Annotated in this window: 24 protein-coding genes and 1 rRNA gene; 13 read left to right on the top strand and 12 right to left on the bottom strand. The window is 70.2% G+C overall.

What is annotated here, in order from left to right; genetic code table 11:
• The 6 genes from BO64_RS12695 to BO64_RS12670 all read right to left on the bottom strand — a co-directional run.
• Positions 1–145 (bottom strand): 16S ribosomal RNA (locus BO64_RS12695); the annotation flags it as partial.
• Between the two features lie 649 nt (positions 146–794).
• Positions 795–1,865 carry an alkene reductase gene (locus tag BO64_RS12690; protein WP_496403673.1) on the bottom strand — a complete coding sequence of 357 codons (1,071 nt, stop codon included), beginning with the start codon at positions 1,863–1,865 and terminating at the stop codon, positions 795–797.
• 129 nt (positions 1,866–1,994) lie between these two features.
• Positions 1,995–3,716: a gamma-glutamyltransferase gene (ggt, locus tag BO64_RS12685; RefSeq protein ID WP_496403672.1), complete on the bottom strand. Its 1,722-nt coding sequence runs from the start codon at positions 3,714–3,716 to the stop codon at positions 1,995–1,997.
• On the bottom strand, positions 3,716–6,892 hold the full coding sequence (locus BO64_RS12680; protein WP_496403671.1) for a TonB-dependent receptor: 3,177 nt from the start codon (positions 6,890–6,892) through the stop codon (positions 3,716–3,718). Before BO64_RS12680 ends, ggt begins: the two co-directional genes overlap by 1 nt.
• A gap of 60 nt (positions 6,893–6,952) precedes the next feature.
• Positions 6,953–7,951: a FecR family protein gene (locus BO64_RS12675; RefSeq protein WP_496403670.1), complete on the bottom strand. Its 999-nt coding sequence runs from the start codon at positions 7,949–7,951 to the stop codon at positions 6,953–6,955.
• Entirely contained in the window at positions 7,948–8,457 is a 510-nt protein-coding gene (locus tag BO64_RS12670) for an RNA polymerase sigma factor (protein WP_496403669.1), read from the bottom strand. The genes BO64_RS12675 and BO64_RS12670 overlap by 4 nt, the downstream gene beginning before the upstream one ends.
• Before the next feature lie 179 nt (positions 8,458–8,636).
• Between BO64_RS12670 and BO64_RS12665 the strand changes: the two genes are divergently transcribed.
• Positions 8,637–9,065: a hypothetical protein gene (locus BO64_RS12665; RefSeq protein ID WP_496403668.1), complete on the top strand. Its 429-nt coding sequence runs from the start codon at positions 8,637–8,639 to the stop codon at positions 9,063–9,065.
• Between the two features lie 43 nt (positions 9,066–9,108).
• Here BO64_RS12665 and BO64_RS12660 read toward each other — a convergent pair whose 3' ends face one another.
• Positions 9,109–9,360 carry a hypothetical protein gene (locus tag BO64_RS12660; RefSeq protein ID WP_496403667.1) on the bottom strand — a complete coding sequence of 84 codons (252 nt, stop codon included), beginning with the start codon at positions 9,358–9,360 and terminating at the stop codon, positions 9,109–9,111.
• 223 nt (positions 9,361–9,583) lie between these two features.
• Between BO64_RS12660 and BO64_RS12655 the strand changes: the two genes are divergently transcribed.
• Complete coding sequence (locus tag BO64_RS12655; RefSeq protein ID WP_496403666.1) at positions 9,584–10,024, top strand: helix-turn-helix domain-containing protein; 441 nt, start codon at positions 9,584–9,586, stop codon at positions 10,022–10,024.
• A 10-nt stretch (positions 10,025–10,034) separates the two neighbouring features.
• On the opposite strand, the gene BO64_RS12650 is transcribed toward BO64_RS12655, so the two are convergent.
• Complete coding sequence (locus tag BO64_RS12650) at positions 10,035–10,676, bottom strand: TlpA family protein disulfide reductase (RefSeq protein ID WP_496403665.1); 642 nt, start codon at positions 10,674–10,676, stop codon at positions 10,035–10,037.
• Between BO64_RS12650 and argH the strand changes: the two genes are divergently transcribed.
• From argH to lysA, 3 genes are read left to right on the top strand one after another with little or no spacing between them, the layout of a single operon-like run.
• Positions 10,677–12,113: an argininosuccinate lyase gene (gene argH, locus BO64_RS12645; RefSeq protein ID WP_496403664.1), complete on the top strand. Its 1,437-nt coding sequence runs from the start codon at positions 10,677–10,679 to the stop codon at positions 12,111–12,113.
• Positions 12,110–12,424, top strand: coding sequence for a hypothetical protein (locus tag BO64_RS12640; RefSeq protein ID WP_496403663.1), 315 nt, complete (start codon positions 12,110–12,112; stop codon positions 12,422–12,424). The genes argH and BO64_RS12640 overlap by 4 nt, the downstream gene beginning before the upstream one ends.
• The gene (gene lysA / locus BO64_RS12635; RefSeq protein ID WP_496403662.1) at positions 12,421–13,692 is read left to right on the top strand and encodes a diaminopimelate decarboxylase; all 1,272 of its coding nucleotides are present in this window, start codon (positions 12,421–12,423) and stop codon (positions 13,690–13,692) included. The genes BO64_RS12640 and lysA overlap by 4 nt, the downstream gene beginning before the upstream one ends.
• A 22-nt stretch (positions 13,693–13,714) precedes the next feature.
• Here the strand turns inward: lysA and BO64_RS12630 are convergent, their stop codons facing one another.
• Positions 13,715–14,242, bottom strand: coding sequence for a phosphoribosyltransferase (locus BO64_RS12630; RefSeq protein ID WP_496403661.1), 528 nt, complete (start codon positions 14,240–14,242; stop codon positions 13,715–13,717).
• Entirely contained in the window at positions 14,235–15,092 is an 858-nt protein-coding gene (locus BO64_RS12625; RefSeq protein ID WP_496403660.1) for an MJ0042-type zinc finger domain-containing protein, read from the bottom strand. The genes BO64_RS12630 and BO64_RS12625 overlap by 8 nt, the downstream gene beginning before the upstream one ends.
• A 56-nt stretch (positions 15,093–15,148) precedes the next feature.
• Between BO64_RS12625 and ftsE the strand changes: the two genes are divergently transcribed.
• Genes ftsE through BO64_RS12605 form a run of 4 tightly spaced genes read left to right on the top strand, consistent with a single transcriptional unit; the run spans position 15,149 to position 18,134 of the window.
• A complete protein-coding gene (gene ftsE / locus BO64_RS12620; protein WP_496403659.1) occupies positions 15,149–15,901 on the top strand; it encodes a cell division ATP-binding protein FtsE in 753 nt (250 codons plus the stop codon).
• Positions 15,898–16,791: a cell division protein FtsX gene (locus BO64_RS12615; protein ID WP_496403658.1), complete on the top strand. Its 894-nt coding sequence runs from the start codon at positions 15,898–15,900 to the stop codon at positions 16,789–16,791. Before ftsE ends, BO64_RS12615 begins: the two co-directional genes overlap by 4 nt.
• A gap of 6 nt (positions 16,792–16,797) precedes the next feature.
• The gene (locus tag BO64_RS12610) at positions 16,798–17,433 is read left to right on the top strand and encodes a YdcF family protein (RefSeq protein WP_496403657.1); all 636 of its coding nucleotides are present in this window, start codon (positions 16,798–16,800) and stop codon (positions 17,431–17,433) included.
• The gene (locus tag BO64_RS12605; RefSeq protein ID WP_496403656.1) at positions 17,430–18,134 is read left to right on the top strand and encodes a lysophospholipid acyltransferase family protein; all 705 of its coding nucleotides are present in this window, start codon (positions 17,430–17,432) and stop codon (positions 18,132–18,134) included. Before BO64_RS12610 ends, BO64_RS12605 begins: the two co-directional genes overlap by 4 nt.
• Positions 18,135–18,153: 19 nt before the next feature.
• Here the strand turns inward: BO64_RS12605 and BO64_RS12600 are convergent, their stop codons facing one another.
• On the bottom strand, positions 18,154–18,690 hold the full coding sequence (locus tag BO64_RS12600) for a gamma-glutamylcyclotransferase (protein WP_496403655.1): 537 nt from the start codon (positions 18,688–18,690) through the stop codon (positions 18,154–18,156).
• A gap of 31 nt (positions 18,691–18,721) precedes the next feature.
• Here BO64_RS12600 and BO64_RS12595 point away from each other — a divergent pair, with 31 nt between their 5' ends.
• The 4 genes from BO64_RS12595 (at position 18,722) to BO64_RS12580 (ending at position 22,664) form a co-directional block, all read left to right on the top strand.
• On the top strand, positions 18,722–19,768 hold the full coding sequence (locus tag BO64_RS12595) for a DUF2125 domain-containing protein (RefSeq protein ID WP_496403654.1): 1,047 nt from the start codon (positions 18,722–18,724) through the stop codon (positions 19,766–19,768).
• 64 nt (positions 19,769–19,832) lie between these two features.
• A complete protein-coding gene (locus BO64_RS12590) occupies positions 19,833–20,453 on the top strand; it encodes a class I SAM-dependent methyltransferase (protein ID WP_496403653.1) in 621 nt (206 codons plus the stop codon).
• Between the two features lie 214 nt (positions 20,454–20,667).
• Positions 20,668–21,420, top strand: coding sequence for an outer membrane protein (locus tag BO64_RS12585; RefSeq protein WP_496403652.1), 753 nt, complete (start codon positions 20,668–20,670; stop codon positions 21,418–21,420).
• Positions 21,421–21,617: 197 nt separating this feature from the next.
• Positions 21,618–22,664 carry a serine hydrolase domain-containing protein gene (locus BO64_RS12580; protein WP_496403651.1) on the top strand — a complete coding sequence of 349 codons (1,047 nt, stop codon included), beginning with the start codon at positions 21,618–21,620 and terminating at the stop codon, positions 22,662–22,664.
• On the opposite strand, the gene BO64_RS12575 is transcribed toward BO64_RS12580, so the two are convergent.
• Positions 22,661–23,386: a TetR/AcrR family transcriptional regulator gene (locus tag BO64_RS12575; protein ID WP_496403650.1), complete on the bottom strand. Its 726-nt coding sequence runs from the start codon at positions 23,384–23,386 to the stop codon at positions 22,661–22,663. The genes BO64_RS12580 and BO64_RS12575 overlap by 4 nt on opposite strands.
• Between the last annotated feature and the right edge of the window lie 54 nt (positions 23,387–23,440).

Raw genomic sequence — 23,440 nt, 5'->3', positions numbered from 1 at the left:
AAGTTTCCCTGGGTTGTTCCGTACCTAAGGGCACATTCCCACGCGTTACTCACCCGTCCGCCACTGCTCCGAAGAGCCGTTCGACTTGCATGTATTAGGCCTGCCGCCAGCGTTCGCTCTGAGCCAGGATCAAACTCTCAGGTTGAGTTGACGTTCTGACTTCAGCGTAACCAGTCCCTTGCGGAACCGGCTGGCATAGTCTGCGTAGTTCTTGACGAGTTCCCACAAATCTTGGCCAGGCCAAAGCCCAGCCATATTCATGGTGTCTTCAAGAGACCGCAGTCACAGTCAGCGTCGAGATAGAGCGGTTAGCTCCATCGCCAGGACGCCGCCGCCTGCGTTTCTCTTTCCTAATCAACGATGTCAAAGACCTGGAGCCCGGAGACCGAACCCCATGCGCAGAGCGCTTTGTCGCGTGAGACGCGCGGCCGGCCGAAGCCTGAACCAGTGCGCCCTTGGCGGCCAGGCCGCCTGGCCGACGAGACATCCGCAAGCGAACGTCCGTTTCGACCGAAGCCGCCACATGCTCTCGTTTGGACCGAAACGCAAGTGGCGCTTTCCGTTTCGCCGCGAGGCCCGGTGGGGCACCGCGTCGGCGGAGGCGGGCTTTTAGGCGGACCCTTTCCGCGGGTCAACACCCTTTTTTCGGCGCCCAACTGCGGCAGCCTGCCGCCCCCCTGCGCAAGGGCCTTTCAGGGCGGGCGCACCGCCCGGGACAGGCGCCTCGGCGGTGCGGAAACCGGCCGTCAGCTCGCCCGGATCGAGGTCGACGATCTCGTTGGCTGGCACCCGGCTCAGGCCGCCGCTTCAGACGTGAGGGCGGGATAGTCGACATAGCCCTCGGGCCCCGAGGCGTAGAAGGTCTTCACGTCCCAGGGATTGAGCGCCGCGTCGGTGCGCAACCGCTCGACCAGGTCCGGATTTGAGATGAACAGGCGGCCGAAGCTCACGGCGTCCGCCTCGCCTGCATCCAGCAGCGCTTGCGCCTCGGCCCGGCCCGTCAGGCCCTCGTTGGCCACATAGACGCCCCCGAAAGCCGCCTTCAGCTGGGGGCCGATGCGGTCGTCGCCCAGGTGTTCGCGGGCGAACAGAAAGGCGATGCCACGCTTGCCGACCTCCCGGGCCACATAGCCGAAGGTGGCCTGCGGATCGCTGTCGCCCATGTCGTGGTCGTCGCCGCGGGGCGCGATGTGCAGGCCCACGCGCTCGGCGCCGAACACCGAGATGGCGGCGTCCACCGCCTCCAGCATCAGGCGGGCGCGGTTCTCCACGGGGCCGCCATAGGCGTCGGTCCGCCGATTCGTGCTGTCCTGCAGGAACTGGTCGAGGAGGTAGCCATTGGCGCCGTGCAGCTCGACGCCGTCGAAGCCCGCCCGCTTGGCGTTCTCAGCGCCCTTCCGATAGGCCGCCACGACCTCGGCGATTTCGCCCAGGGTGAGCGCCCGAGGGACCGGATGCGGCCGCTTGGGCCGCAGCAGGCTGACGTGGCCCCGGGCGGCGATGGGGCTGGCCGACACCGGCGGCTGGCCGCCCAGGAAGCTGGGGTCGGAGATTCGGCCCACATGCCACAGCTGCAGGAAGATGCGGCCGCCCTGCTCGTGCACGGCCCGGGTCACTGGCTTCCAGCCCTCCACCTGCTCGTCCGACCAGATGCCGGGCGTGTCGGCGTACCCCACCCCCATCGGGGTGACGGCGGTGGCCTCGCTGATGATCAGGCCGGCCGAGGCGCGCTGGGCGTAGTACTCGGCCATCAGCGGCCCCGGCACCCGCTCAGGCCCGGACCGGCGCCGGGTGAGCGGCGCCATGATGATGCGGTTCCTGAGGGTGAGGTCGCCGACCTGGATGGGGTCGAAGAGGCTGGGCATGACTGGTCCTCGCGTAACGACGGTCACGCCAGAGGTAGGAAGCCGCCCCGGCCGCGCACCCGAAGAAATCCTGGACGCGGCGTCAGCACGGCTAAGGCGCCCGAGGCGCCAGGCCTCGGCGCACGCGCCTCAGTCGATTCCCGCCGCGAGGTTGTCCGGCCGACGGCCGTCCGAACCGCCGTAGAAGACCCCGTCCTCGATGACGATCGACTGGGTGGAGCCCATGGTCAGCGAGGTTCGGGTCTTATGCCCCCGGGCCTCCATCAGCCTGAGGATGTCGGGCGGAAAGCCCGGCTCGAACTCCACCGGGGTGTCGCTCGCCGCCTGGAAGATCCGCGGCCGAGCGGTGGCCTCGGCGACGTTCAGCCGGTGATCGATCAGATTCATCAGCAGTTGGGCCAGGGCCGAGATGATCCGCGTCCCGCCCGGCGTGCCGGACACGAGCCAGGGCTTGCCGTCCCGGAAGGCTATCAGCGGGGTGATGGTGCTGATCACCCGTTTGCCGGGCTCGGGCAGGTTGGCCGGCTCGGCCGAACTCCAGTTGAAGTTGGCCATGGCGTCGTTGAGGAAGAAGCCCGTGCCCGGGGCCATCACATGCGCCCCATAGGACGAGCCCAGAGTGTAGGTGTTGGACACCACATTGCCCTGGGCGTCAGCGACCGAGAAATGGGTGGTGTCGCGGCTCTCGTAGAGCAGCGGGTCCCCGGGCAGAGCAGCCGCCGCCATCGCCCGCTGTGGGTCGATGAGCCTGGCGCGCTCGGCCGCATAGGCCTTGCTGGTGAGGCCCTTCACCGGCGGACTGTAATGCGGATAGCCGCCCATGAACCGCGACCGGTCGGCGAACATCAGCTTCATGGCCTCGGCCGTCACGTGCAGAGCTTGGACGCTGTTCTGGCCGTACTCGGCGATCGGGAAGCGTTCGAGGACGTTCATCAGCCCGCAGAGCAGGACGCCCGCCGACGGCGGCGGGACATAGGCGATCGCCACCCCGCGGTAGTCGCAGGTCACCGGGTCTGCCCAGCGGACGCGATAGGCGCGCAGGTCCTCCATGGACAGCACCCCGCCGCCGGCCTGGACCCCAGCCACCACCCGCCGGGCGAGCTCCCCTTCGTAGAAGGCCGTCGCGCCATGGTCTCGCACCTGGCCGAGAGACCAGGCGAGCTCCGGCTGGCGGAGGATCTCGCCAGGCCGATAGACCGCACCATCGGGCTTGAAGAGACTGGCCTTTGTCGGGGCGTCCAGAATCAGCCCTTCCCGCTGCAGCGCGAGACCGTAGACCAGCTGGTCGGTGACCCGGATGCCGTCCGCGGCGAGCCGCACCGCCGGCTCGACCACCTCGCGCCAGGGAAGCCGCCCGTAGCGCTGGTGCATCTCCGCTAGCCCCAGCACGGTGCCGGGCACGCCGACGCCGAGGTGGGAGTAGCGCTTGGCCGGATCAAGCTTGCCGTCAGCGCCACGCAGCAGATCCCTGGTCGTGCCGAGGGGCGCCTGCGGATAGTAATCGAGGGCGTAGGTGCGGCCCTCCTTGGCGATATGGATGAGGGCGAAGCCGCCGCCGCCCAGGTTGCCGGCCTGCGGCAAGGTCACCGCCAGGGCGAAGGCCGTCGCCACCGAGGCGTCCACGGCATTGCCGCCCCGGGCGAGGATGTCCGCCCCCACCTTCGACGCCACCGCGTTCTGGCTGACCACCATGCCTCCGCGGGCGATCGCCGGGTGATGGATCGCCTCATAGTCGAGGATGTAGTCGAACCGCGGCGGAGCCTTGGCCGGCTGCGCGGCCAAGGCTCCGCCGCCGACCGCCAGCGCCGCGAGGGCGCCGACCGCCAGGCGTCCCAACAGGGTTCGGGCCATCAGAAGCTCTTCGAGACTTCGAGGTACCAGAACCGTCCGCGCGGATTGTAGAGGCTGGTGTAGAAGCCGAAGAGCTGGTTCGCGAGCGGCGGATCCCTGTCGGTGAGATTGTTGATCCCCAGCCGCACCGAGGAGCCCTCAAGCGGACCGTCCGACGGCGCATAGCGCACCGCGGCGTTGAAGGTCGTCCACGACTTCACCGGGAAGTTCAGGGCGCTAGTGTCGTAGATGCGGGAGATGTGCACCGCGCTGCCGGTGACCTGCCAGTCGCCGCCCGTCCAGATCACGGTCGCCGAGGCCCGCGTCCTCGGATTGCCGTTGAGGCCCAGTTGCGAGCCGCCCGCGGCCGTCGACAGGCCCGCGGCCACCAGGGCTGCCGCCTCGGGCGATGGCGACTGGTGGAACTTGCCGAAGACCGACATCTCCGCGTTCAAGCGGAAGTCGCCGAAGCCGTCGGTGGGCACGAGATAGCCCACGCCGAAGTCCGCCGCCTCCACGGTGCGGGCGTTCAGGTTCTGGAAGATGGCCTGCACATTAGTCACCTGCCCCGCCGCATTGCGCGTCACCAGCGGGTTCGAGCCGCCGCTTTCCAGCCGGCGGATGGCGTCCAGGTTGATCTGGTCCTGGGTGGAGAGGACACCCACCAGCCCCGTCTGCTTGATGCGCCACCAGTCGGCGGTCAGCACCAGATTGCGGATCGGGGTGAGGACCAGGCCCGCGCTGACCGTCTTGCTGTCCTCAGCCTTCAGCCGGTCGTTGCCCGAGCGGGCCTCCGACACATCGCCCCTGAAGGCGGCGCAGGCGCTGCGGTCGATGGCTGCGATGGTGGTCGCCCCCTGGGCCAGGGCGCAGCGATAGAGGTCGGTCTGGTTCTGCTGCACCCGCACCGCCGGAGCGGCGTTGATCTGCTCCAGGTTCGGCGCGCGGAAGGCCTCGGAATAGGAAGCCCGCAGCTTCACGACCTCATTCACTTCCCAGCTGGCGGCGATCTTGGGCTTCAGCACCTCGTCCTTGGTGTCGCCGTAGCGCTCATAGCGGGCCGCCGCCTGCACCTCGAAGCTGCGCATCAGCGGCACGCCATCCTCGGGCCGGACCACCATCGAGCGCAGCTCGGCATAGGCCGACAGCACGTTGCGGTCGCCGTGGGTGTCGAAGGTAGGGCTGGTGCCGACCACGTCGCTGGTTCGCGCGCCGGTGGGCGTGACGTAGCTGATTGTCCCGTTCACCCGCGGGTCGCGGTAGTCGTCATAGCTCTCGTAGCGCCACTCCAGGCCCGAGGCGACGCCGATGTCGCGTCCGAACACGGTCAGGGCGGCCGGATTGGAGACCTCGGCGTTGAGCAGGCCGAGCTTGGTGACGCTCTTGCGGGTCACGTCGATCCTCAGCCGGTCGACAACGGCCGCCGGGTTGAAGGTGGCGTCACCGAAGCGCGGGGTGCTCGGGTCGCCGCCGTTGAAGGGGTTGTAGGCCGTGGCCGGGTCCGAGCTCTGAAGGGCGGCCTGCAGAGCCGTGTTGCTGACGCGATTGTGCTCCGTGTCGATCGTCTTGGCGCGACTCCAGACGCCCGAGGTCTCCCAGCTCCAACCGCCCAGCTCGCCCTTGAAACCGAGAACGGCGCGGTACTGGTGATTGTCCACGTCGAAGCTGCGGTTGCCGACGTCCAGCACATTGTAGCCCACGAGGGTTACGTCCTGGGCCGGACCCGTGTAGGCCGCCAGCCGGCCAGGGCCGCTGCCGAACGGATTGTAGGGGTTATCCTTGGACACCACGAGCGGAGCGTCGGTGAGCAGGGTGCTGCCGCCGCGCTCGGCATAGGCGCTGGCCCGGTAGTAGAGCAGGTCGCCGAAGACCGTAATGTCGCCCGTCAGCTGATGGTCGAAGACGCCCATGACGCTGCCGCGGGTGGTGCGCGGGATCATGGTCCGCACCGGCCCCTCATCGGTCCGGAGGCTGGACGGCAGAGTGGACGAGCCTCCGTTCAGGCAGACGCCCGGCGTGGCGGTTTCGGCGCGCGATCCGGTGAAGCCGCAGGGCTGGAAGAGGAAGGTGGTGAAGCTGGCGCCCAGGCCGGTGATCGGCGTCGCCACCCGCGCTGTGGCCCAAGGTGACTGGCTCTGGGTGCGGTTGAAATAGCCCGCGTACTTTGCGTCCACACGGCCGCTCAGGTCGTCGGTGGCCGCATAGTCACGGTCCGCGCCTGGCATGTCGGAATTGTGGAAGATCTGGCCGAAGACGGCCACGTGCGTGCGGCCCTCGTTTAGCGAGCCGCCGAGCTTGAACGACAGGTCTTGCTCCTCGAAGTTCGTACCTTCCGAGGCCCCATAGCGGGCGGTGACCTGCGCGCCTTCGAAGTCGCGGTCGAGGACGAAATTCAGCACGCCGGCGGTGGCGTCCGAGCCATAGAGGGCGCTGGCCCCGTCGCGCAGCACCTCGACCCTGCGCAGGGCCGAGGCCGGGATTGCATTCAGGTTGACGATCTGCACCGGGACTGTGCCGCCTTCCTGCTGGCTCGTCGGGTGCAAAACCATGCGCCGGCCGTCCAGCAGCACCAGCGTATTGCCCGAGCCGAGGCCGCGGAGGTTGGCCGAGGCCACGTCGCCACGAGCATTGTTCGGACCCTGGACCCCGCTATTGAAGGCCTGGGCGCCGCTCTGAGGCAGGCGGCCGATCAGTTCGCCGGTGCTGGCCGCCCCTTGCGCCTGGATCTGGGCCTGGTCGACCACCGACACCGGCAGCGCGCCGGTGAGGGCCGCGCCGGCGATCTTGCTGCCCACCACGACGATCTCGTCGACAGCGGCCGGGGGCTCGGCCGCCGCGACCGCAGGCGCGCTCGCCTGGGCCGCGACGGGAGCGGGATTGGAGACCCGGGTGGGAGCCGGGGCGATGACGATGGTGCGACCGGCCGCCTGGGCGCGCAGGCCGGAGCCGCGCAGCAGCTGGTCCAGAGCCACGGCGACGTCATGCTCGCCCTTGAGGCCAGGCGCCTGCTTGCCGGCGACCAGAGCCGGATCGAACAGCACCTCGCGCCCAGACTGGAGCGCATACTGGCGCAGGGCCGTCTCCATCGCCTGAGCGGGAATGTCGAAGTTGGCGCGCGCCGTCTGAGCGAAGACCGGCGCGGCATAGGCCGCCACTGCGGCGCTCGCCAGCGCCAGCGCCTTGATCCCGAAATGCATCCTCGAGTGTCCCCCAACCTTGGTTTGGCTGGTTGAAGGACGCTGGTCTGCGAAAGCCCCTCACCCTCCGGACGAAATTTTCTTCGGCATCCGCCAGCCCAGATGAATGGCCTGGGCCGAGCGGGTGACGCGCACCGGATGGGTGAGCGGCAGCGCGTCGGGGAAGCCCGAGCCTTCGCCCGCCTCGAACACGCCGCTGATCCGCAGGCTCGCCAGGCCCGGATCATCAATAACCACGGGGGTGCGACGGTAGCGGTTCATCTCGGCCACAGCCTCGCCGAGGGTGACCGCGTCGAACTGCAGCCGCCCGCCGCGCCAGTCGCCGGCCACCGGTCCGGCCGCGGCCAAGCGCACGCTGCCCCCCCGCACGTCGGCGCGCTGGCCAGCGCTCACTGCCGCCAGCTCGGTCCGGTCGGCGGCGGCCACCACGACGCGCCCCTCCGAGACCGCCACCTGCAGGCCGTCCGATGCTGTCCGGACGTTGAAGGACGTCCCCGTGGCGGTGACCGTGTGGACCCCCGCCGTGACCACAAACGGGCGGCCTGGGTTCTTGGCCACGTCGAACCAGGCCTCGCCCGAAATCAGCCGCAGGCTTCGCCGCTTGCGGCTGTACTCCACCGCCAGCTCGCTCGCGGTGTTCAGCATCGCCTGGGAGCCGTCGGCGAGGGTCACCGTCGCCCGCTCGCCCACATCGGTTCGATAGACCTGCACATCGCCCGCCGGCGCTGTGAAGCGCGCAGCGGCCAGGACGCCCGCCAGGACCACCACCACCAGCACGGCCGCAGCCAGGGCCGCCGGCGGCAGGCTCCGCCGCTTCCGCCGGCGGGCGGTCGAAAGGGCCTGAGCCCGCAGGCTCTGCATCGCCGGGGATGCTGCGGCCTCGGCGCTCGCCGCCCAGGCGTCGGCCACGTCATCGAAGCTCGCCTGATGCTGTGGATTCTCGTCGAGCCAGGCCCGCAGCCTGGCCGCCTCGGCCTCCGACCAGTCGGACGCCCGGCTGCGCACAAACCAGCCGGCGGCCAGGTCGTGCAGGTCGGCGCTTCCTTCCACCGGCCTCACAGCGTCCTCCGTCGGCGAGCGATGTGCGCCAGCGCGCGCATCATGTGCTTCTCCACCGCACTCACCGACAGGGAAAGGCTCGCGGCGATCTCCTGATAGGTGAAATCCTCGTAGCGGTTCAGGGCGAAGACGATGCGGGTCCGCTCGGGCAATTCCAGCAGGGCGCGCTCCACCGCCGCCAGTTCCTCGCGGCCGAGCAGGATGCGCTCCGGCGAGCGCTCCTCCGCGTCGGTTCGCGCCTCCAGCCCGGTTTCAGCGTCATACCCCGCGGGCAGGCGCCGGGCGGCGCTCCGGTAGCTGTCAGTCATGACGCTGTTGGCGACAGCGAACACATAGCCCTCGATGGCTTGCAGATCCCCGCCTTCGGCGCGCCGGGCCAGGCGCAGGAACACCTCTTGCACGAGGTCGTCCACGTCGACGCCCGGGCGCACCCGCGCGCCGAAGTAGCGCTTCAGCGGCGCTGCGAACCGGCGCGCCACCTCGTCAACCTGGGCTCGCGGCAGCACGGATGTTCGCTCCGGACTTGGGCTCATGTGGCTTTAGACGCCGGCTCGCGAGATGTCCTCATCTACCCGCCAGGGGCGGCCCACTTCCACAGTTTGGGTAGCTGCCGGCCGACGCCCCCCGGCCTTAGGTAGTTCCCCTATCGTGCGCTTTCGCGGCGGATCCGTAGACGCGGCGCGCCATGCGCGTCAGCCGTATCTCCTTCCTCATGCCGCTCGCCGCCCTGCTCGTGATGCAGGCCGGCGCCGCCGTCGCCCAGACGGCGCCGACGGCCATGGCCGTCGCTGCGCCGCAAACCACCCCGCGCCTCGATCTGTCGGTCCTGGCGGTCGGCTCGTGGCGACCGAACGACAATCTTCGCATCCGCATCTGGGCCCGCGGCTTCGAGCCGGCGCCTGGCCAGCAGGTGGCGCTGATCGTCGATGGTCAGCGCATCAGCATCCATTCGTTCGACGGTCGCGCCGCCGACGGCACGGCCTATGCCGATTTTTCGCTGCCGTGGCGGGGCCTGGAGCGGACCACCATGACCGCCGAAATGGTCGCCGACGTTCCCACCCATATGGCTGCGGCCGGCCAGACCGGCGAGGCCGCGGTCTTCGCCCGGGACTAGGGCCGACGCTCCGGCCCGTATCGGGGGCTCCTCAGCCCCCGCCTCAGGCGTCGCAGGCCCGGGCCGTGTGGGCGACATGGAAGCGGCCGGAATGGGACAGCACGATCCAGTCGCCGCAGTGGGCCACGATCGGCCCGTCGGGCGTGCGCACCTGCACAGCCGCAGCCTCGGCCACCGACTGAGCCTCGTCGCCCAGCCAGCTCCACAGCACAGCCCAGCCCTTCTGATCGTGCGGCGGCGGCACGCGCAGCGCGGCGCCGTGGTCGAAAGGAGGATGAGAACGAATGACTCGCATGGGTCCTAGATACTGCTGCCCCGACCCGTGCGAGTGGGCGCTGACTCGGTCACCAAGTGCTTAACCGCCACCGCGTCCGGAACGTGTCCTCCGCCACCCCTGGTAGTTTTGCTTAGTCGCTGGGGCTTTTCAGGTGTGGAACAACGGTCTTAAGTGACCTCACGTTGAGATAACGCAGTTCTCGCGGATGACGTGCAGGTCTCTAGAGCCGAAGGAGACGAACATGTCCGAGACGTCTGTGAAGGCGCCGGATCCGATGGATATCGCCCTGGGCGCTGCGATCCGGATTCGCCGCCGGACCATCGGCATGTCGCAGGAAGCGCTCGCCGAGCAATGCGGCGTGAGCTTCCAGCAAATTCAGAAGTACGAGAACGGCGCCAACCGCATTTCCTTCTCGCGTCTGGTGCAGATCGCCCGGGCGCTTCGCTGTCGGGTCACCGACCTGATGGACGTGTTCGACGGCCCGAGCGAGGAAACCGCCCAGGACCTCGACATGCTCACCCGCCTGCGCACGCCGGGGGCCCTCGAGCTGCTGTCGGCCTATGAGCGGCTGGCGCCGGAGGCGCGCAGCGCCCTGGTGACCTTCCTGCGCGCCCTGACCGGCGCCGCGGCTGAAACGGCGACCGCGGCCAAGGCCCAGGCCGAGCCCGCGACGGCGGGCTGAGCGGCCCCCGTCAGTCGGCGGCCAGCGCCTTGTCGATCAAGGCGCGGGCCTCGGCGCCGGCCCAGTCGGCTTCGCCGGCCACCCGACCGATCTCCCGCCCGTCCTTGCCGTAGATGATGGTCGTCGGCGCGCCCTGCGCCGGCGGCTGCAGCCTGAACGGCAGCTTCATCTCGCGGTCGTGGTAGAACTTCAGCGGGTCGTTCCGGGCGATGAACAGCTTCGCCTCCGCCCCAGCGCTTTCGGAATCGATGCTCACCGGCACCACCGCCACGGGCTTGCCCTTGTAGGCCGCCTGCAGCTTGGCGAGGGTCGGCATCTCCACCTTGCAGGGCGCGCACCAGGTCGCCCAGATGTTCAGCACCACGACCTGGCCCTTCAGGTCGCCGACCCGGGTCGGTCGGCCAGCCTCGTCATAGAAGACATAGTCGGTGGCAGGGGTCCCGGCGGCCTCGGTGTTCCACTTGCTCATCAGCGTCTTTTCGGCCGTGGGCGACTCGGCCTTGGGCCCGGTGGCGACCACCGGCGGCTGCGGCTTGGTGGAAGCCTGGGCGATGATGTAGAGAACCGCGGCGACGCCCAGGAGGGCTGCGCCCCAGAGGGCCCAAGTCAGGATTCCCCTGGGTTTTCTGCTGGCCGCTGGACCTTCGCTCATATGACCGACGACTCCTCTCATGCGCCCGGCCGGACCGCTCCGGCGGGCCCGGCTCCCGTTGGACAAGCTATGTGGGGCGGGCGGTTCTCGGGCAAGCCCGCCGACCTGATGCAGGCGATCAACGTCTCCGTCGGATTCGACAAGCGGCTGGCCGCCCAGGACCTCGCCGGCTCCCGCGCCCATGCCGCCATGCTGCGGGCCACGGGCGTGATCTCGGCCGAGGACGAGGCCGCGATCCAGCAGGGCCTGGCGACCATCCAGGCGGAGATCGAGGCCGGAACCTTCCCGTTCCGCGACGAATACGAAGACATCCACATGAACGTGGAGGCCCGTCTGCGCGAGCTGATCGGGCCTGCCGCCGGCCGGCTGCACACCGCCCGGTCGCGCAACGACCAGGTGGCCGTCGACTTCCGCATGTGGGTGCGGGAGGCCTGCGACCGGACCATCGGCCAGCTGAAGGCCCTGCAGCGCGCGCTGCTCGCCAAGGCCGAGGCCCACGCCGCCGATATCATGCCCGGCTTCACCCACCTGCAGCCGGCGCAGCCCGTCACCTTCGGCCACCACCTGATGGCCTATGTGGAGATGTTCGGCCGCGACGCCTCGCGCTTCGCCGACGCCCGGGCGCGGATGAACGAATGCCCACTGGGCGCCGCGGCCCTTGCCGGCTCGCCGTTCCCCATCGACCGTCACATGACGGCCAAGGCCCTGGGCTTCGACCGCCCTACCGCCAATTCCCTGGACAGCACCTCCGACCGCGACTTCGCGCTGGAGGCCCTGGCGGCCGGCTCCATCTGCGCCATCCACCTGTCGCGACTGGCCGAGGAGATCGTCATCTGGATGACGCCGCCGTTCGGCTTCGTGAAGCTCTCCGACGCCTTCACGACCGGCTCTTCGATCATGCCGCAGAAGAAGAACCCCGACGCCGCCGAGCTGATCCGAGCCAAGGCCGGTCGCCTGCTGGCCAGCTTCCAGCAGCTGGCGGTGGTCATGAAGGGGCTGCCGCTGACCTATTCGAAGGATATGCAGGAGGACAAGGTTCCTACCTTCGAGGCCTTCGACGCCCTGGAGCTGTCGCTGCTGGCCATGACCGGCATGGTGGCCGACCTCGAGCCCAACGTGGCCAACATGGCCAAGGCCGCGGGCTCTGGCTTCTCCACCGCCACCGACCTCGCCGACTGGCTGGTGCGGGAGCTGGGCCTGCCGTTCCGCGACGCGCACCACGTCACCGGCGCCGCCGTGAAGCGGGCCGAGGAGCTGGGCGTCGACCTGTCGGGTCTGCCGCTGGAAGAGCTGCAGAAGCTCAACGCCGGCATCACCGCCGGGGTGTATGATGTCCTCACTGCGGAGGCTTCCGTCGCCAGCCGCAAGAGCTACGGTGGAACCTCGCCCGAGCAGGTGCGGGCCCAGATCCAGCGCTGGAAGGAAACCCTGGCATGAGCCGCAAGACCCACATCGCCGTCCTCGCGCTCCTGATGGCCGGCGCCGCCGGGCTCTCGGCCTGCGGCAAGGTCGGCGAGCTCGAACGCCCAGGCCCGCTGTTCGGCGCCGGCCGCAACACCACCCGGGAAGCCGACAACGCCCAGCGCCGGCAGGATCCCAGCCGCCCGGTCGACACCGTCGATCCGCGCGACCGAAGCACCGATCCGGCCCCGCCGCGCACCCTGCCCATCGAGGGCACCGCGCCGAACCCGACCCGCACCGCCCCGCAAGGCGCCCTGCCCGACCCTTACGCCCAACCCCGCCGATGAATCATTTCGAGCTCCGCGACGGCGAGCTCTTTTGCGAGGACGTGCCGCTGGCGACCATCGCCGCGGCCGTCGGCACGCCCGTCTATGTCTATTCCTCCGCCACGCTTGAGCGTCACTTCACCGTCCTTCGCGACGCGCTGACGAGCGCAGGGCTGCGCGAGCCGCTGATCGCCTTCGCCCTCAAGGCCAATCCCAATGTCTCGGTGATCCGCACCCTGGCGCGCCTGGGGGCCGGGGCCGACGTGGTGTCCGAAGGCGAGATCCGCCGGGCCCTGGCCGCGGGCGTGCCGCCCGAGCGCATCGTCTTCTCGGGCGTCGGCAAGACCGAGGCCGAGGTGACCTTCGCCCTGGAGGCCGGGGTCGCCGAGATCAATGTCGAGTCCGAGCCCGAACTGGAGCTCATCGACCGGGTCGGTCGGCGGCTGGGCAAGCGGGCGGGCGTCGCCATCCGTGTTAATCCCGACGTGGGGGCCGGCGGCCACGCCAAGATCTCCACCGGAAAGTCCGACAACAAATTCGGCGTCAGCTTCTCCGAGGCCGAGCGGCTCTACGCCAAGGCCTCGAACATGGCCGGCGTTCGCCCCCTGGGCGTGGCCTGCCACATCGGCAGCCAGATCACCGACCTCGCCCCCATGGAGGAGGCGTTCGGCAAGATGCGCGGCCTCGTCCAGCGGCTGCAGGCCGAGGGGCTTCGGGTCGAGCGCCTCGATCTCGGCGGCGGCCTGGGCGTGCCCTATTTCAACCAGCCCGAACCGCCATCCCCGGCCGACTACGCCGCCATGATCGCCCGGGCCACCGCCGGCCTGGATGTGCAGTTGGCCTTCGAGCCGGGACGGATGATCGCCGCCAACGCCGGCGTTCTGCTGGCCCAGGTGATCCACGTCCACCAGCGCCCCGAGGGGCGTCGGTTCCTGGTGCTGGACGCGGCCATGAACGACCTGCTGCGCCCGGCCATGTACGACGCCTATCACGACATCCGGGCGGTGAAGCCTCGCGAGGGCGAGCCGGTCGCCTACGACGTGGTCGGCCCGATCTGCGAGACCGGGGACACCTTCACCCGGGACCGCGCCCTGCCGCCCCTGGTCTCGGGCGACCTCGTGGCCTTCATGACCGCCGGCGCCTACGGAGCGGCCATGTCCAGCGAGTACAACTCGCGCCTGCTGGTTCCCGAGGTGCTGGTAAAGGGCGATCAGTTCGCCGTCGTCCGCCCGCGGCCCACCTATGAGGACATGCTGGCCCGGGAAGCCTCGGCGCCGTGGCTCGCCTGACAGCGCGCCTTCGGGGCTGCGGCTAGTCCAGGGCCCCGATGTAGGGCAAGCCGCGCATCTTGCCGGCCGAGTCCATGCCATAGCCTATGAGGAAGCGGGCCGGCGCCTCCCAGGCCACGAAGTCCGGCTGAATCGGCCGCGGCGAGGGCCAGGGTTTGGCCGCGAACACCGCGGTCAGCACCTCGCTGGCGCCGGAATCGCGCACGAGACGGGCCGCTTCCGACAGCGACAGGCCGGTGTCGAACACATCGTCCACCACCAGCGCCTTGCGGCCGGCGATAGGCCGCTGAAGGTCGGCGCGCACCTCACACCGGCCGCTAGACTGGCGCTCGTCCTTGTAGGACGCCAGCCACAGGGCGTCGAAGCGTACATGCCGCCCCTGGCGGGCCAGCGCCCGCATCAGATCGGAACAGAACCACAGGCCGCCGGTGAGTAGGCAGACCGCCACCGTGTCGTCGTCGATCCGGGGCGCGATCCGCCGCGCCAGGGCCTCCACCCGCTCAGCGATCTCGGCTTCCGAGAGCAGGACGACGGGGGCGGCCTCAGCCATGGTCGCCTCCGGCCGCCGGCGCCTCCGGCTCAGGCGCAGGACTCGGCGGATCCGCCCCCAGGCGGGCTTCCAGGGCCTCGCCCGTGGCGGGTGCAGCCGGCGCTTCGAAAACAATATCCAGGCTGGCCGAGCCGGCCGGCGGATCCGGAATGACGATGGCGAAGTAGCGTTTGGCCCCGGGGGGAGCCTCGGGGTTCAGCGGCCGGGCGATCTTCACCGACACCGGCTTGCCGGCGCGGTCCAGCAGGCTGACCCGCAAGGATGGCACGGTGACCGTCTGATTGCGCGTGTTGCGGATGGCGCCGGTGATCGACAGGACAGGACGCCCGCCCTGGAGCGAGGCCACCGAGCGCACCTCGTCGATGGTCAGGCCTAGCGGGTCGACCGGCAGGCCCACGGCGGCGAACAGCCGGGCGGACGCAGGGACGAGACGCGCCACCTGCTCGCGGAACACCACCGCCCCGGCCAGGGCGGCGACGACCGCCGCGGCGGCGGCCCAGCCCACCACGGCCCCGCGGCGGGGCTTCTTCTTGGACCTGGCAGTCGTCCGACTGCGGCTTAGCGGGGCGACCAGCGGGGCCGCCTCTTCGGCCGGCAGGGCTGAGGCGGGCGCGGGCTCGGCGATGATGTCGTCAGGCGGGATCGGCGCCGGCCGCGCCTCGGGCTCGGTTTCGGGGGGCTCGGCTTCCGAAACCTCTGCGAACGGTTCAGGCTCGGGCGGCGAGACGGGCTCCGGCATGGCTCGCCACTTCGCGCCGCAGGACGAGCACTTCACCGTCCGGCCTTCCGGCGGGATGCGCGCATCGTCCACGAAATAGCTGGTGGCGCAGTCTGGACAGGTCAGTATCATGCCGCCGAATCGGACGCTCCAGCACCCTCACTCCGAGGTCGCCGATTTCGGTCTCCATGTCCAGAAAGCCGAACGCCGGGGCGGCCCGCGAGGCCGCCGACGAAATCGTACGCTTCGATGGCGTGGCCATGCGCTATGGCCGCGGCCCCGAGGTGCTGTCCGATCTAAACTTCGTCCTGCGCCGCGGATCGTTCCACTTCGTCACCGGAGCCTCCGGGGCCGGCAAGAGCTCGCTGCTCAAGCTGATCTACCTGGCGGCCCGGCCGTCTTCGGGCGTCGTGCGCCTGTTCGGAGAGGACACCCAGAGCCTCACGTCCAGCCAGCTGCCGCGCCTGCGCCGGCGCATCGGCGTGGTGTTCCAGGACCTCATCCTGCTGGACCACCTCTCGGCCTTCGACAACGCCGCCCTGCCCCTGCGCATCGCCGGTTATAAGCCGGCCGAATACCGCAACGACGTGGCCGAACTGCTGGCCTGGGTCGGGCTCGGCCGCCGGATGCTGGCCCTGCCGCCCACCCTGGCCGGCGGCGAGAAGCAGCGCCTGGCCATCGCCCGGGCCGTGGTCAACCGCCCCGAGATTCTGCTGGCCGACGAGCCCACCGGCAATGTCGACCAGGAGATGGCCCTGCGCATCCTGCGCCTGTTCGTTGAGCTGAACCGGCTCGGGACCACCGTGGTCATCGCCACGCACGACCAGGACCTGGTGGCCCGGTCCAACAAGCCGGTGCTGCATCTGGAGGGCGGCCGCATCACCGCCCTGCCGCCCCAGGGCCCCGTCGCGGCCGGCGCCGACCGGAGCGAGGCGGAATGAGCGGCGCGCCCTTCGATCTCGAACGCTGGCGGCCGGCCTCCTTCCTCCCCGAGAAGGACGCCCGCGACCCGGCGCTGATCTTCGTGGTCGCCGTGCTGTGCTTCCTGGCCTGCCTCACGGCCATGGGCGTCATCGCCGCCGACCGCGCCGCCGGCGGCTGGGCCAGCCAGCTCACCGGCGAGGCCACCGTGATCGTCCGCGCCCGCGGAGGCGAGACGCCGGACGCCGCCGCCGCCCGCGCCGCCGAAACCCTCGCCGGCCTGAAGGGCGTGGCCGAGGCCCGAGCCCTGGAACGCGAGAAGGCGTACGACCTGGTCCGGCCCTGGCTCGGCGACATGAGCGACCTTGAGGACCTGCCGGTGCCGCGCCTCGTGGCCGTCACCCTGGACCCGGAAGAGCCGGCCACCGCCGAGGAACTCTCCAAGGCCCTGAACGCCCAGGGCCTCGACACCGTGGTCGACGACCATTCCATCTGGATCAACGACATCCGCCGGGCCGCGGGCGTGGTCCGCTGGACCGGCGCTGGCGTCTTCCTGATGATCGCCCTGGCCGCCGGCGCGGTGATCGCCTTCGCCACCCGGGCCGGGCTCGCCGCCCGCAAGGACGTGGTCGAGGTGCTGCACCTCACCGGCGCCGAGGACGGCTACATCGCCACCCTGTTCCAGCTGCGCTTCGCCCGCATCGCCGCCGTGGCCGGCGCCTTGGGCGCAGCCGCCGCGGCGGGCCTTGGCGCCATGCTTCGCCTAGCCGGCGGCGGCCAGGGCCTGACGCCGGCCCTGCCCATCGCCTGGATCGACCTGCTGGCCTGCCTGCCCGCCCCATTGCTGGCGGCGGCCGTAGCCGCCGTGGCCGCGCGCCTGACCGCCGCCGCGCTGATCCGGGCGTTATAAGACGCCATGAAATCCGTTGCGGCCTTCCTCGTCCTGGCGCTGATCTGGCTCGCGGGGCTGTTCGCCTTCGCCGCCCGAGTCCAGCAGTCGACGCCGGCGCCGTTGCCCGAGCGGGCCCAGGGCATCGTCGCCCTCACCGGCGCCGGCTCGGACCAGCGCATCTCCGCCGCCATCAGCCTGCTGGAGGACGGCTACGGCCAGAGGGTGCTGGTGTCCGGGGTCAACCGCGAGGCCAGCCGCGAGGACATCCGAAACGTCTCCCGCGCGGTGCGTCGCCTCTATGACTGCTGCGTGGACCTCGGCTTCACCGCCGCCGACACGGTGGGCAACGCCCGCGAGACCGCCGACTGGGCGCTGGCCATGCGCTACACCAGCCTGATCATCGTCACCGCCGACTACCACATGCCCCGGGCCATGCTGGAGCAGCAGGCCGTCTTCCACGGCTCGGGCGTACGGCTGCAGACCTACGCCGTGCCCACCCCGGCTCTGAAGAGCCGCCGCTGGTGGCGCAGCCCCCGGGCCGCCCGCTTGATGGTGACGGAGTATTGCAAGTATCTGGCGATCCTCGGCCGCGAGGCGGTGCTGGGCCTCGGCCCCCGCAAGACCCCGCTGGACGCGGCGCCGCAGAAGGCTAGCCCGTGATCGCCATTCGCTCGTTCGCCTACGTGGCCCTCTTCTACCTCTGGACCGCCCTGCTCGCGATCCTGGCCACGCCGGTTCTCCTGGGACCGCGCAGCTGGACCTTCGCCCTGTTCCACATCTGGGGCCGGGGCGTCACCGGCATGCTGCGGATCTGCGGCATTCGGGTGGAGGTGCGCGGGCGCCAGTACATTCCCGCCGGCCCGGCCCTGATCGCCCCCAAGCATCAGTGCATGCTGGACGTCTTCGCGCAGTACACCTGGCTGCCGGCCGCCGCCTTCGTCATGAAGCAGGAGCTGAAGTGGATCCCCTGGTTCGGCTGGTACGCCGCCAAGTCCGGGGCCATCGTGGTCGACCGTGCGGGAGGCTCCAAGACCATGCGGCAGGTGATCCGCGAGGGTAAGGAGCGGTTTGAGCGCGGCCAGCAGGTGGTGATCTTCCCGGAAGGCACCCGCCAGGCCCCCGGCGCCCCGCCCGACTACAAGCCCGGCATCGCCGCCCTCTACCGCGAGCTGGACGTGCCGGTATGTCCGGTGGCCACCAACGCCGGCGTCCACTGGCCCGCCCACGGCTTCATCCGCCGGCCGGGCGTCATTGTCTTCGAATACCTCGAGCCCATCCCGCCAGGCCTCAAGCGGGCCGAGTTCATGCGCCGCCTGGAAGAGGCCATCGAGACCAAGTCCGCCGAGCTGATGGCCCTTTAGGGCTGATGGTCGAGCCCCGTCAGGCGGCCAGTTCGCGAGCCTCCACCATGCCGAGCAGCCGCTCCATGGCGGCGTCGCGCACGCCCTCTTCGCGAAGATGCCCGACCAGGTCGCGCAGATAGTCGATATTTCGGCCCGAAAGCCCGCTGGCGCCGGCGATCAGCTCGGCCTGGCGCTCGAGGCTGAGCGCCCCGGCCCATTGCGGATGACGCACGTCGGACAGGAAGGTCAGGGCCGCCACCCGCCGGCCGTCGGCCAGACGCACCGACGAGGACGCCTCGATATAGGTCTCGGTCGGCTGCTCCCGTTCCTTGAGATAGGCGTAGGTCTCGGGCCAGTCGGCCTCGGCGACGCGATAAGCCATCCCGCGGGTGGCCCCGCCGGGCGCCAGGCCCAGAACCAGTCCCGGCCGCTCATAGGTCCCGCGATGGTGGACCGAATAGATGCAGAAGGCCCGGCGCCGCCCGTGTAGTGTGGCCGCCAGACGCTCCTGATAAGGGAAGCCCGGCCGCCACATCAGCGACCCGTAGCCGAAAACCCAACGCTCGTCCGACATCCCGACCTGAAGCCAAAAGCGCCCTTTCCGCATGTCTCTGCCCGATCTGCCCACGCCCCGCAAACGCCGTCGCCTGGGACTGGTGATTCCCTGGGTGCTTGCCGCGCTTCTCGCCATCGCCTGGACGGGCGGGTGGTTCTGGCTGCGGGGCCAGGCGCAGGCGCGCATGGACGCCGCCGTCGAGACCCTGCGCGGGGCAGGCTACGACGTGGCGTGGAAATCCCGCAGCCTCGGCGGCTATCCCTTCCGCCTGTCGGTTACTCTTGAGGAGCCGCGGATCCGCGAGCCTTCAGGCTGGGCCCTGGAGGCGCCGCGCATCGAGGCCGACGCCCGCATCTCCTCGCCCACCAGCTGGATCATCGCAGCCCCCCAGGGCGCCGCCTTCGTCCGGCCCGAAGGCGGGCCGGTAGCAGTCCAGGGCAAGGTGGTCCGCGCCAGCCTCACCCATCCCGCCGAGATCCCGCCGCGTTTGTCCTTCGAGGGCGTGGAGCTGACCTTCCAGCCCGCCGCCGGCGCCCAGCCGTTCGGCCTGGAAAAGGCCAAGCGCGTGGAGTTCCACCTGCGCGGCAACCGGGAGTTGGATGAGGCCCTGGTCGCCTTCAAGGTCGATGAGGGCAAGGCGCGATCCGGAACCCTGCTCGGACGCCTTGCCGGGGACCAGCAGGTGTCGATGGTGTGGAACGCCACCCTCTCCAAGATCGCGACCTTCAAGGGCGGGGACTGGACCGACGCAGTCCGCCACTGGACCGCCGCGGGCGGGCGCATGACTCTGCGCCAGGCGGGGCTCACCGCCGGCGAGGCCTCCCTAGGGTCCAGCACGGGCAGCTTCGGGGTCAGCTCGGACGGGCGGCTGTCGGGCTCCATGGAGGTCACCCTGCGCCAGGCCCCGCGGGCCCTTCTGGCGCTGGCCGAGACCGGCGCCATTCCCAAGGAGCAGGCCGAGGCCGCCGCCGCTGTGGTCGCTGCGCGCGCAGGGACCGGCGACCAGGCCCGGGCGAGTCTTTATTTCCAGGCCGGCCAGACCACCCTCGGCCCGGTCGCCCTGGGTCCCGCGCCCCGGGTCCACCCGCCGCGATAGCTTGGCTTTACAGGCCGCGCCCCTCGCGTAACGCTGCTCCGTCATCGTTACGGAGCGCCAGTCCATGGGCCGGTTCTACGACCGCCACGTCCTGCCCCGCCTGCTGAAGTGCGCCTGCCAGGCGCCGCCGGTGATGAAGCAGCGGGCCAAGGTGGTCCCCAAGGCCGAGGGTCGGGTCCTGGAGCTCGGCGTCGGCATGGGCCTGAACCTCGCCTTCTATGACCCGGCCCGGGTGGAGAGCGTCACCGGGGTCGACCCCGCCCCGGCCCTGCGCGCCATGGCCGAGGCCGCCCCCAGACCCGAGGGGCTGCCGCTGCGGGTTGAGGAAGGGACGGCGGAGGCCCTGCCCTTCGAGGCCGCCAGCTTCGACTGCGTGGTCTGCACCTTCACCCTCTGCTCGGTGCAGGCGCCGGCCCAGGCCCTGGCCGAAGCCCGCAGGGTGCTGAAACCCGGCGGGCGGCTGCTGTTCTGCGAGCACGGCCTCGCTCCGGACCCTGGGGTCCAGGCCTGGCAGCGTCGCCTCGACCCCCTGTGGTCCCGCCTCGCCGGGGGCTGTCACCTCGTCAGGCCGGTCACCGCCGCCATCGCCCAGGCGGGCTTCCGCATCATCCGCGCCGACACCATGTACCTGCCGGGCACGCCCCGTCCGCTGGGGTGGAACGAATGGGGCGAGGCGGCGGCCTGACCGCGATTTCGCAGAACGTGATATTTCTGTAATGCGCCGAAATCGGGGTTTCCTTACCGACAATTAATTAGATCGAGGGTCGATTGTTGCCAAAAGGCGACACTGCCCTGGCAAAGATTTGTTCCGAATGCCGCCGCGCCTTGAGCGTTCTGTGAGCGGTACCTAGCTGCAGGCCTCCTCCCCCGATCGCTCGGGACTTTGAGTAGGACTGACAATGAAAAAGAACCTGTTCGCCGCGGCCGCCGTCGTGGCCTTCCTCGGGTCGGCCGTGGCCGCCAACGCCCAAACCATCGGTCACGTGGGCGCCAACTACTCGCGTGTCGAAGCTGACACCGTCCTCGGCGACGCCGACGCCGACGTGTTCCAGGCTGAAGGCGCCGTCCGCTTCGACGCCGGTTCGCTGGGTGCTTCGATCAACGGCGCGGTCACCGACTACGAAGGCGACACCGCCTTCGGCGTGACCGGCCACCTGAACACCAAGGTCGCCAACGGCCTGGTCGGCGGCTTCGCTGGCGTCGAGACCAGCGACGACGTCACCATCTGGGGCGTGGGCGTCGACGGCCAGTTCAACCTGGCTCCGAACACCAGCCTGTACGGCCAGGCCGGCTACGGCAATTCGGACGACCTCGGCGACGCTGACCTGTGGGCCGTCCGCGGCGAGCTGCGCCACTATGTGAGCGACAACTTCAAGCTCCAGGCCTCGGCCGGCTACGTGAACGCCGACACCGACTTCGGCGACGTCGACGGTTGGACCCTGGGCGCCGAGGCCGAGTACCAGTTCTCGGGCTCGCCGTTCTCGGTGGTGGTCGGCTACGACCACTTCGACTCGAACGACCTGAAGTTCGACAGCGACACCTTCCGCATCGGCGGCCGCTACACCTTCGGCGGCTCGATCAAGGAACGTGATCAGTCGGGCGCCGCGCTCGGCTCGGTCGCCAAGCTCTTCGGCGCGGGCCTGATCCGCTAACGAGCGGCCGTCCAAGCTGAAGCTGGAACGCCCCCGGGTCCCCCTGCCCGGGGGCGTTTTCGCGCCTGCGCCACGCCGCCGCGCTGTGAGCACACCTGAGCGTGCGGCGACTTTTTCGAGGTCGCGGCTCGCCGGACCTGCCGCTATCTCCCATGGCGAAGTTGGCCGCCGCCGTGCGGCGAACGCGGAGGCAGCGCATGACCAGCCTGGGCGAAATTCTGAGGCCGCTGGCCGTCCTGTCAGCCCTGGCTCTCGCAGCCCCCGCCGCCCAGGCCCAGCCCGGCCCCACGGCGGCGACCGCGCCCCGCGCGGACGCGCTGCAGGAGGTGCTGGAATACGTCCGCAGCCAGAACACCACGGGCTTCCTGGTGATGCGCGACGGCCAGGTCCTGGCCGAAGCCAACTGGCCGGCCCCGGCCGTCCCGGCCTTCCGGCTCGGCTTCGTCCACGGGACCGCCGCCTCGGGCGCGCTTCTGGAGGACGTCGCCTCCCAGCAGAAGAGCTTCGTGGCGGTGCTGGCCGCGATCGCGGTGGACAAGGGGCTGCTCGACCTCGAGCAGCCGGTTTCCCGCTACATCGGCCCCGGCTGGTCCAAGGCCGCTCCCGAACAGGAGGCCGCCATCCGCGTGATCGACCTCCTGACCATGACCTCGGGCCTCGACACCAGCTTCGGCTACGCCGCGCCGCCCGGCCGGGTTTTCCTCTACAACACCCCTGTCTACGCGGTGACCAAGCAGGTGCTGGAGGCCGCCGCCCGCCGCCCGCTGGACGAGATCACCCGCGAGTGGCTGACCGAACCTGCCGGAATGACCGAGACGGCCTGGCGCAAGCGGCCCGCCGCCCTCGGCGACGTCGGCAATCCGACGGGCCTGGTGACCACGCCCCGGGACGTCGCCCGCTTCGGCCAGGTCATCCTCGACCGCGGCAGGGGCGCCGACGGGCGGCGGATCGTCTCCGAGGCCCAGCTCGACGCCCTCTTCACGCCGACCCCCGCCAATCCCGCCTATGGCCGGCTATGGTGGCTGAACAGCTCGCCCTACACGGTGCGGGCTGACGGCCGGCGGGCCGAGGGGCGGCTGATCCCGTCCGCCCCCGCCGACCTGGTGGTCGCCCTCGGCGCCCTGGATCGCAAGCTCTACGTCTCGCCCTCGCGCCGGCTGGTGGTGGTGCGCCTGGGCGCCTCCGCCCCGGACAAGGCCTTCGACGAGACCCTCTGGCGCAAGCTCTCTGCGGCCCTGGACTAAGGCGTCACGCCCTCGCGGGCGGCCTTGCGAGCCTGACAGATCTCCAGGAACCCCGCGGCCATGAAGCGGGCCATCCGCTGCTTGATGGCGGGGAAGTCGTCCGACTTGCACAGGCCGTTCGACAGCTTGTCGATGCGGCCCGTGCGGCCCAGCGTCACCATCAGGGCGCCGGTGACGAAGTGGTAGCCCCAGAAAATGTCCTCTTCCGCCGCCTCCGGCAGGGCCTGCTTGAGGATGCTCACCAGGCGCAGCACCACGGGATCGAAGTGCTTGTCCATGAGCTCGGCCCCTTCGGGGGTGTTGGCCGCCTGGGCGCCCAGGGCCCCGTAATTCTTCCACCCCTCGCCGCCCTGGATGTAGAGGTCGAGGTCCGTGTCGAGAAAGGCGTGCAGCGCCCCTTCGACGGTGGGCTTGCCCGCGGCCGCTTTCTCGTAGTCATCCAGCGCCTTCATCCGCAGTTCGCTGGTCACGGCGGCGCGCCGGGCGAACACCGCGTCGAAGAGCTTCTTCTTGTCCTCGAAATAGTAGTTCAGCAGCGTATGGTGGACGCCCACGCGCTGGGCCACGTCCTTCAGGGTGACCCCATAGAGGCCGTGCCGGGCGAAGAGATGTTCGGCGGCGTCGAGGATCTGCTCCATCGACTCGGCGCGCTGCTCCGCCTTCTTCGACCGCCGGCGGGGTTTCTGGGTATCGGCCACGGCCTGTTCTTTCTGGCCCGCCATCCGCCCCGTCAAGTCGCGCCTCCCGGCAGTTCCCGGCCCCGCGTTTCAAAGGCG

The sequence above is a fragment of the Phenylobacterium composti DSM 19425 genome (genome assembly GCF_059568645.1).
This window is presented reverse-complemented; position numbering and strand designations above follow the sequence as displayed.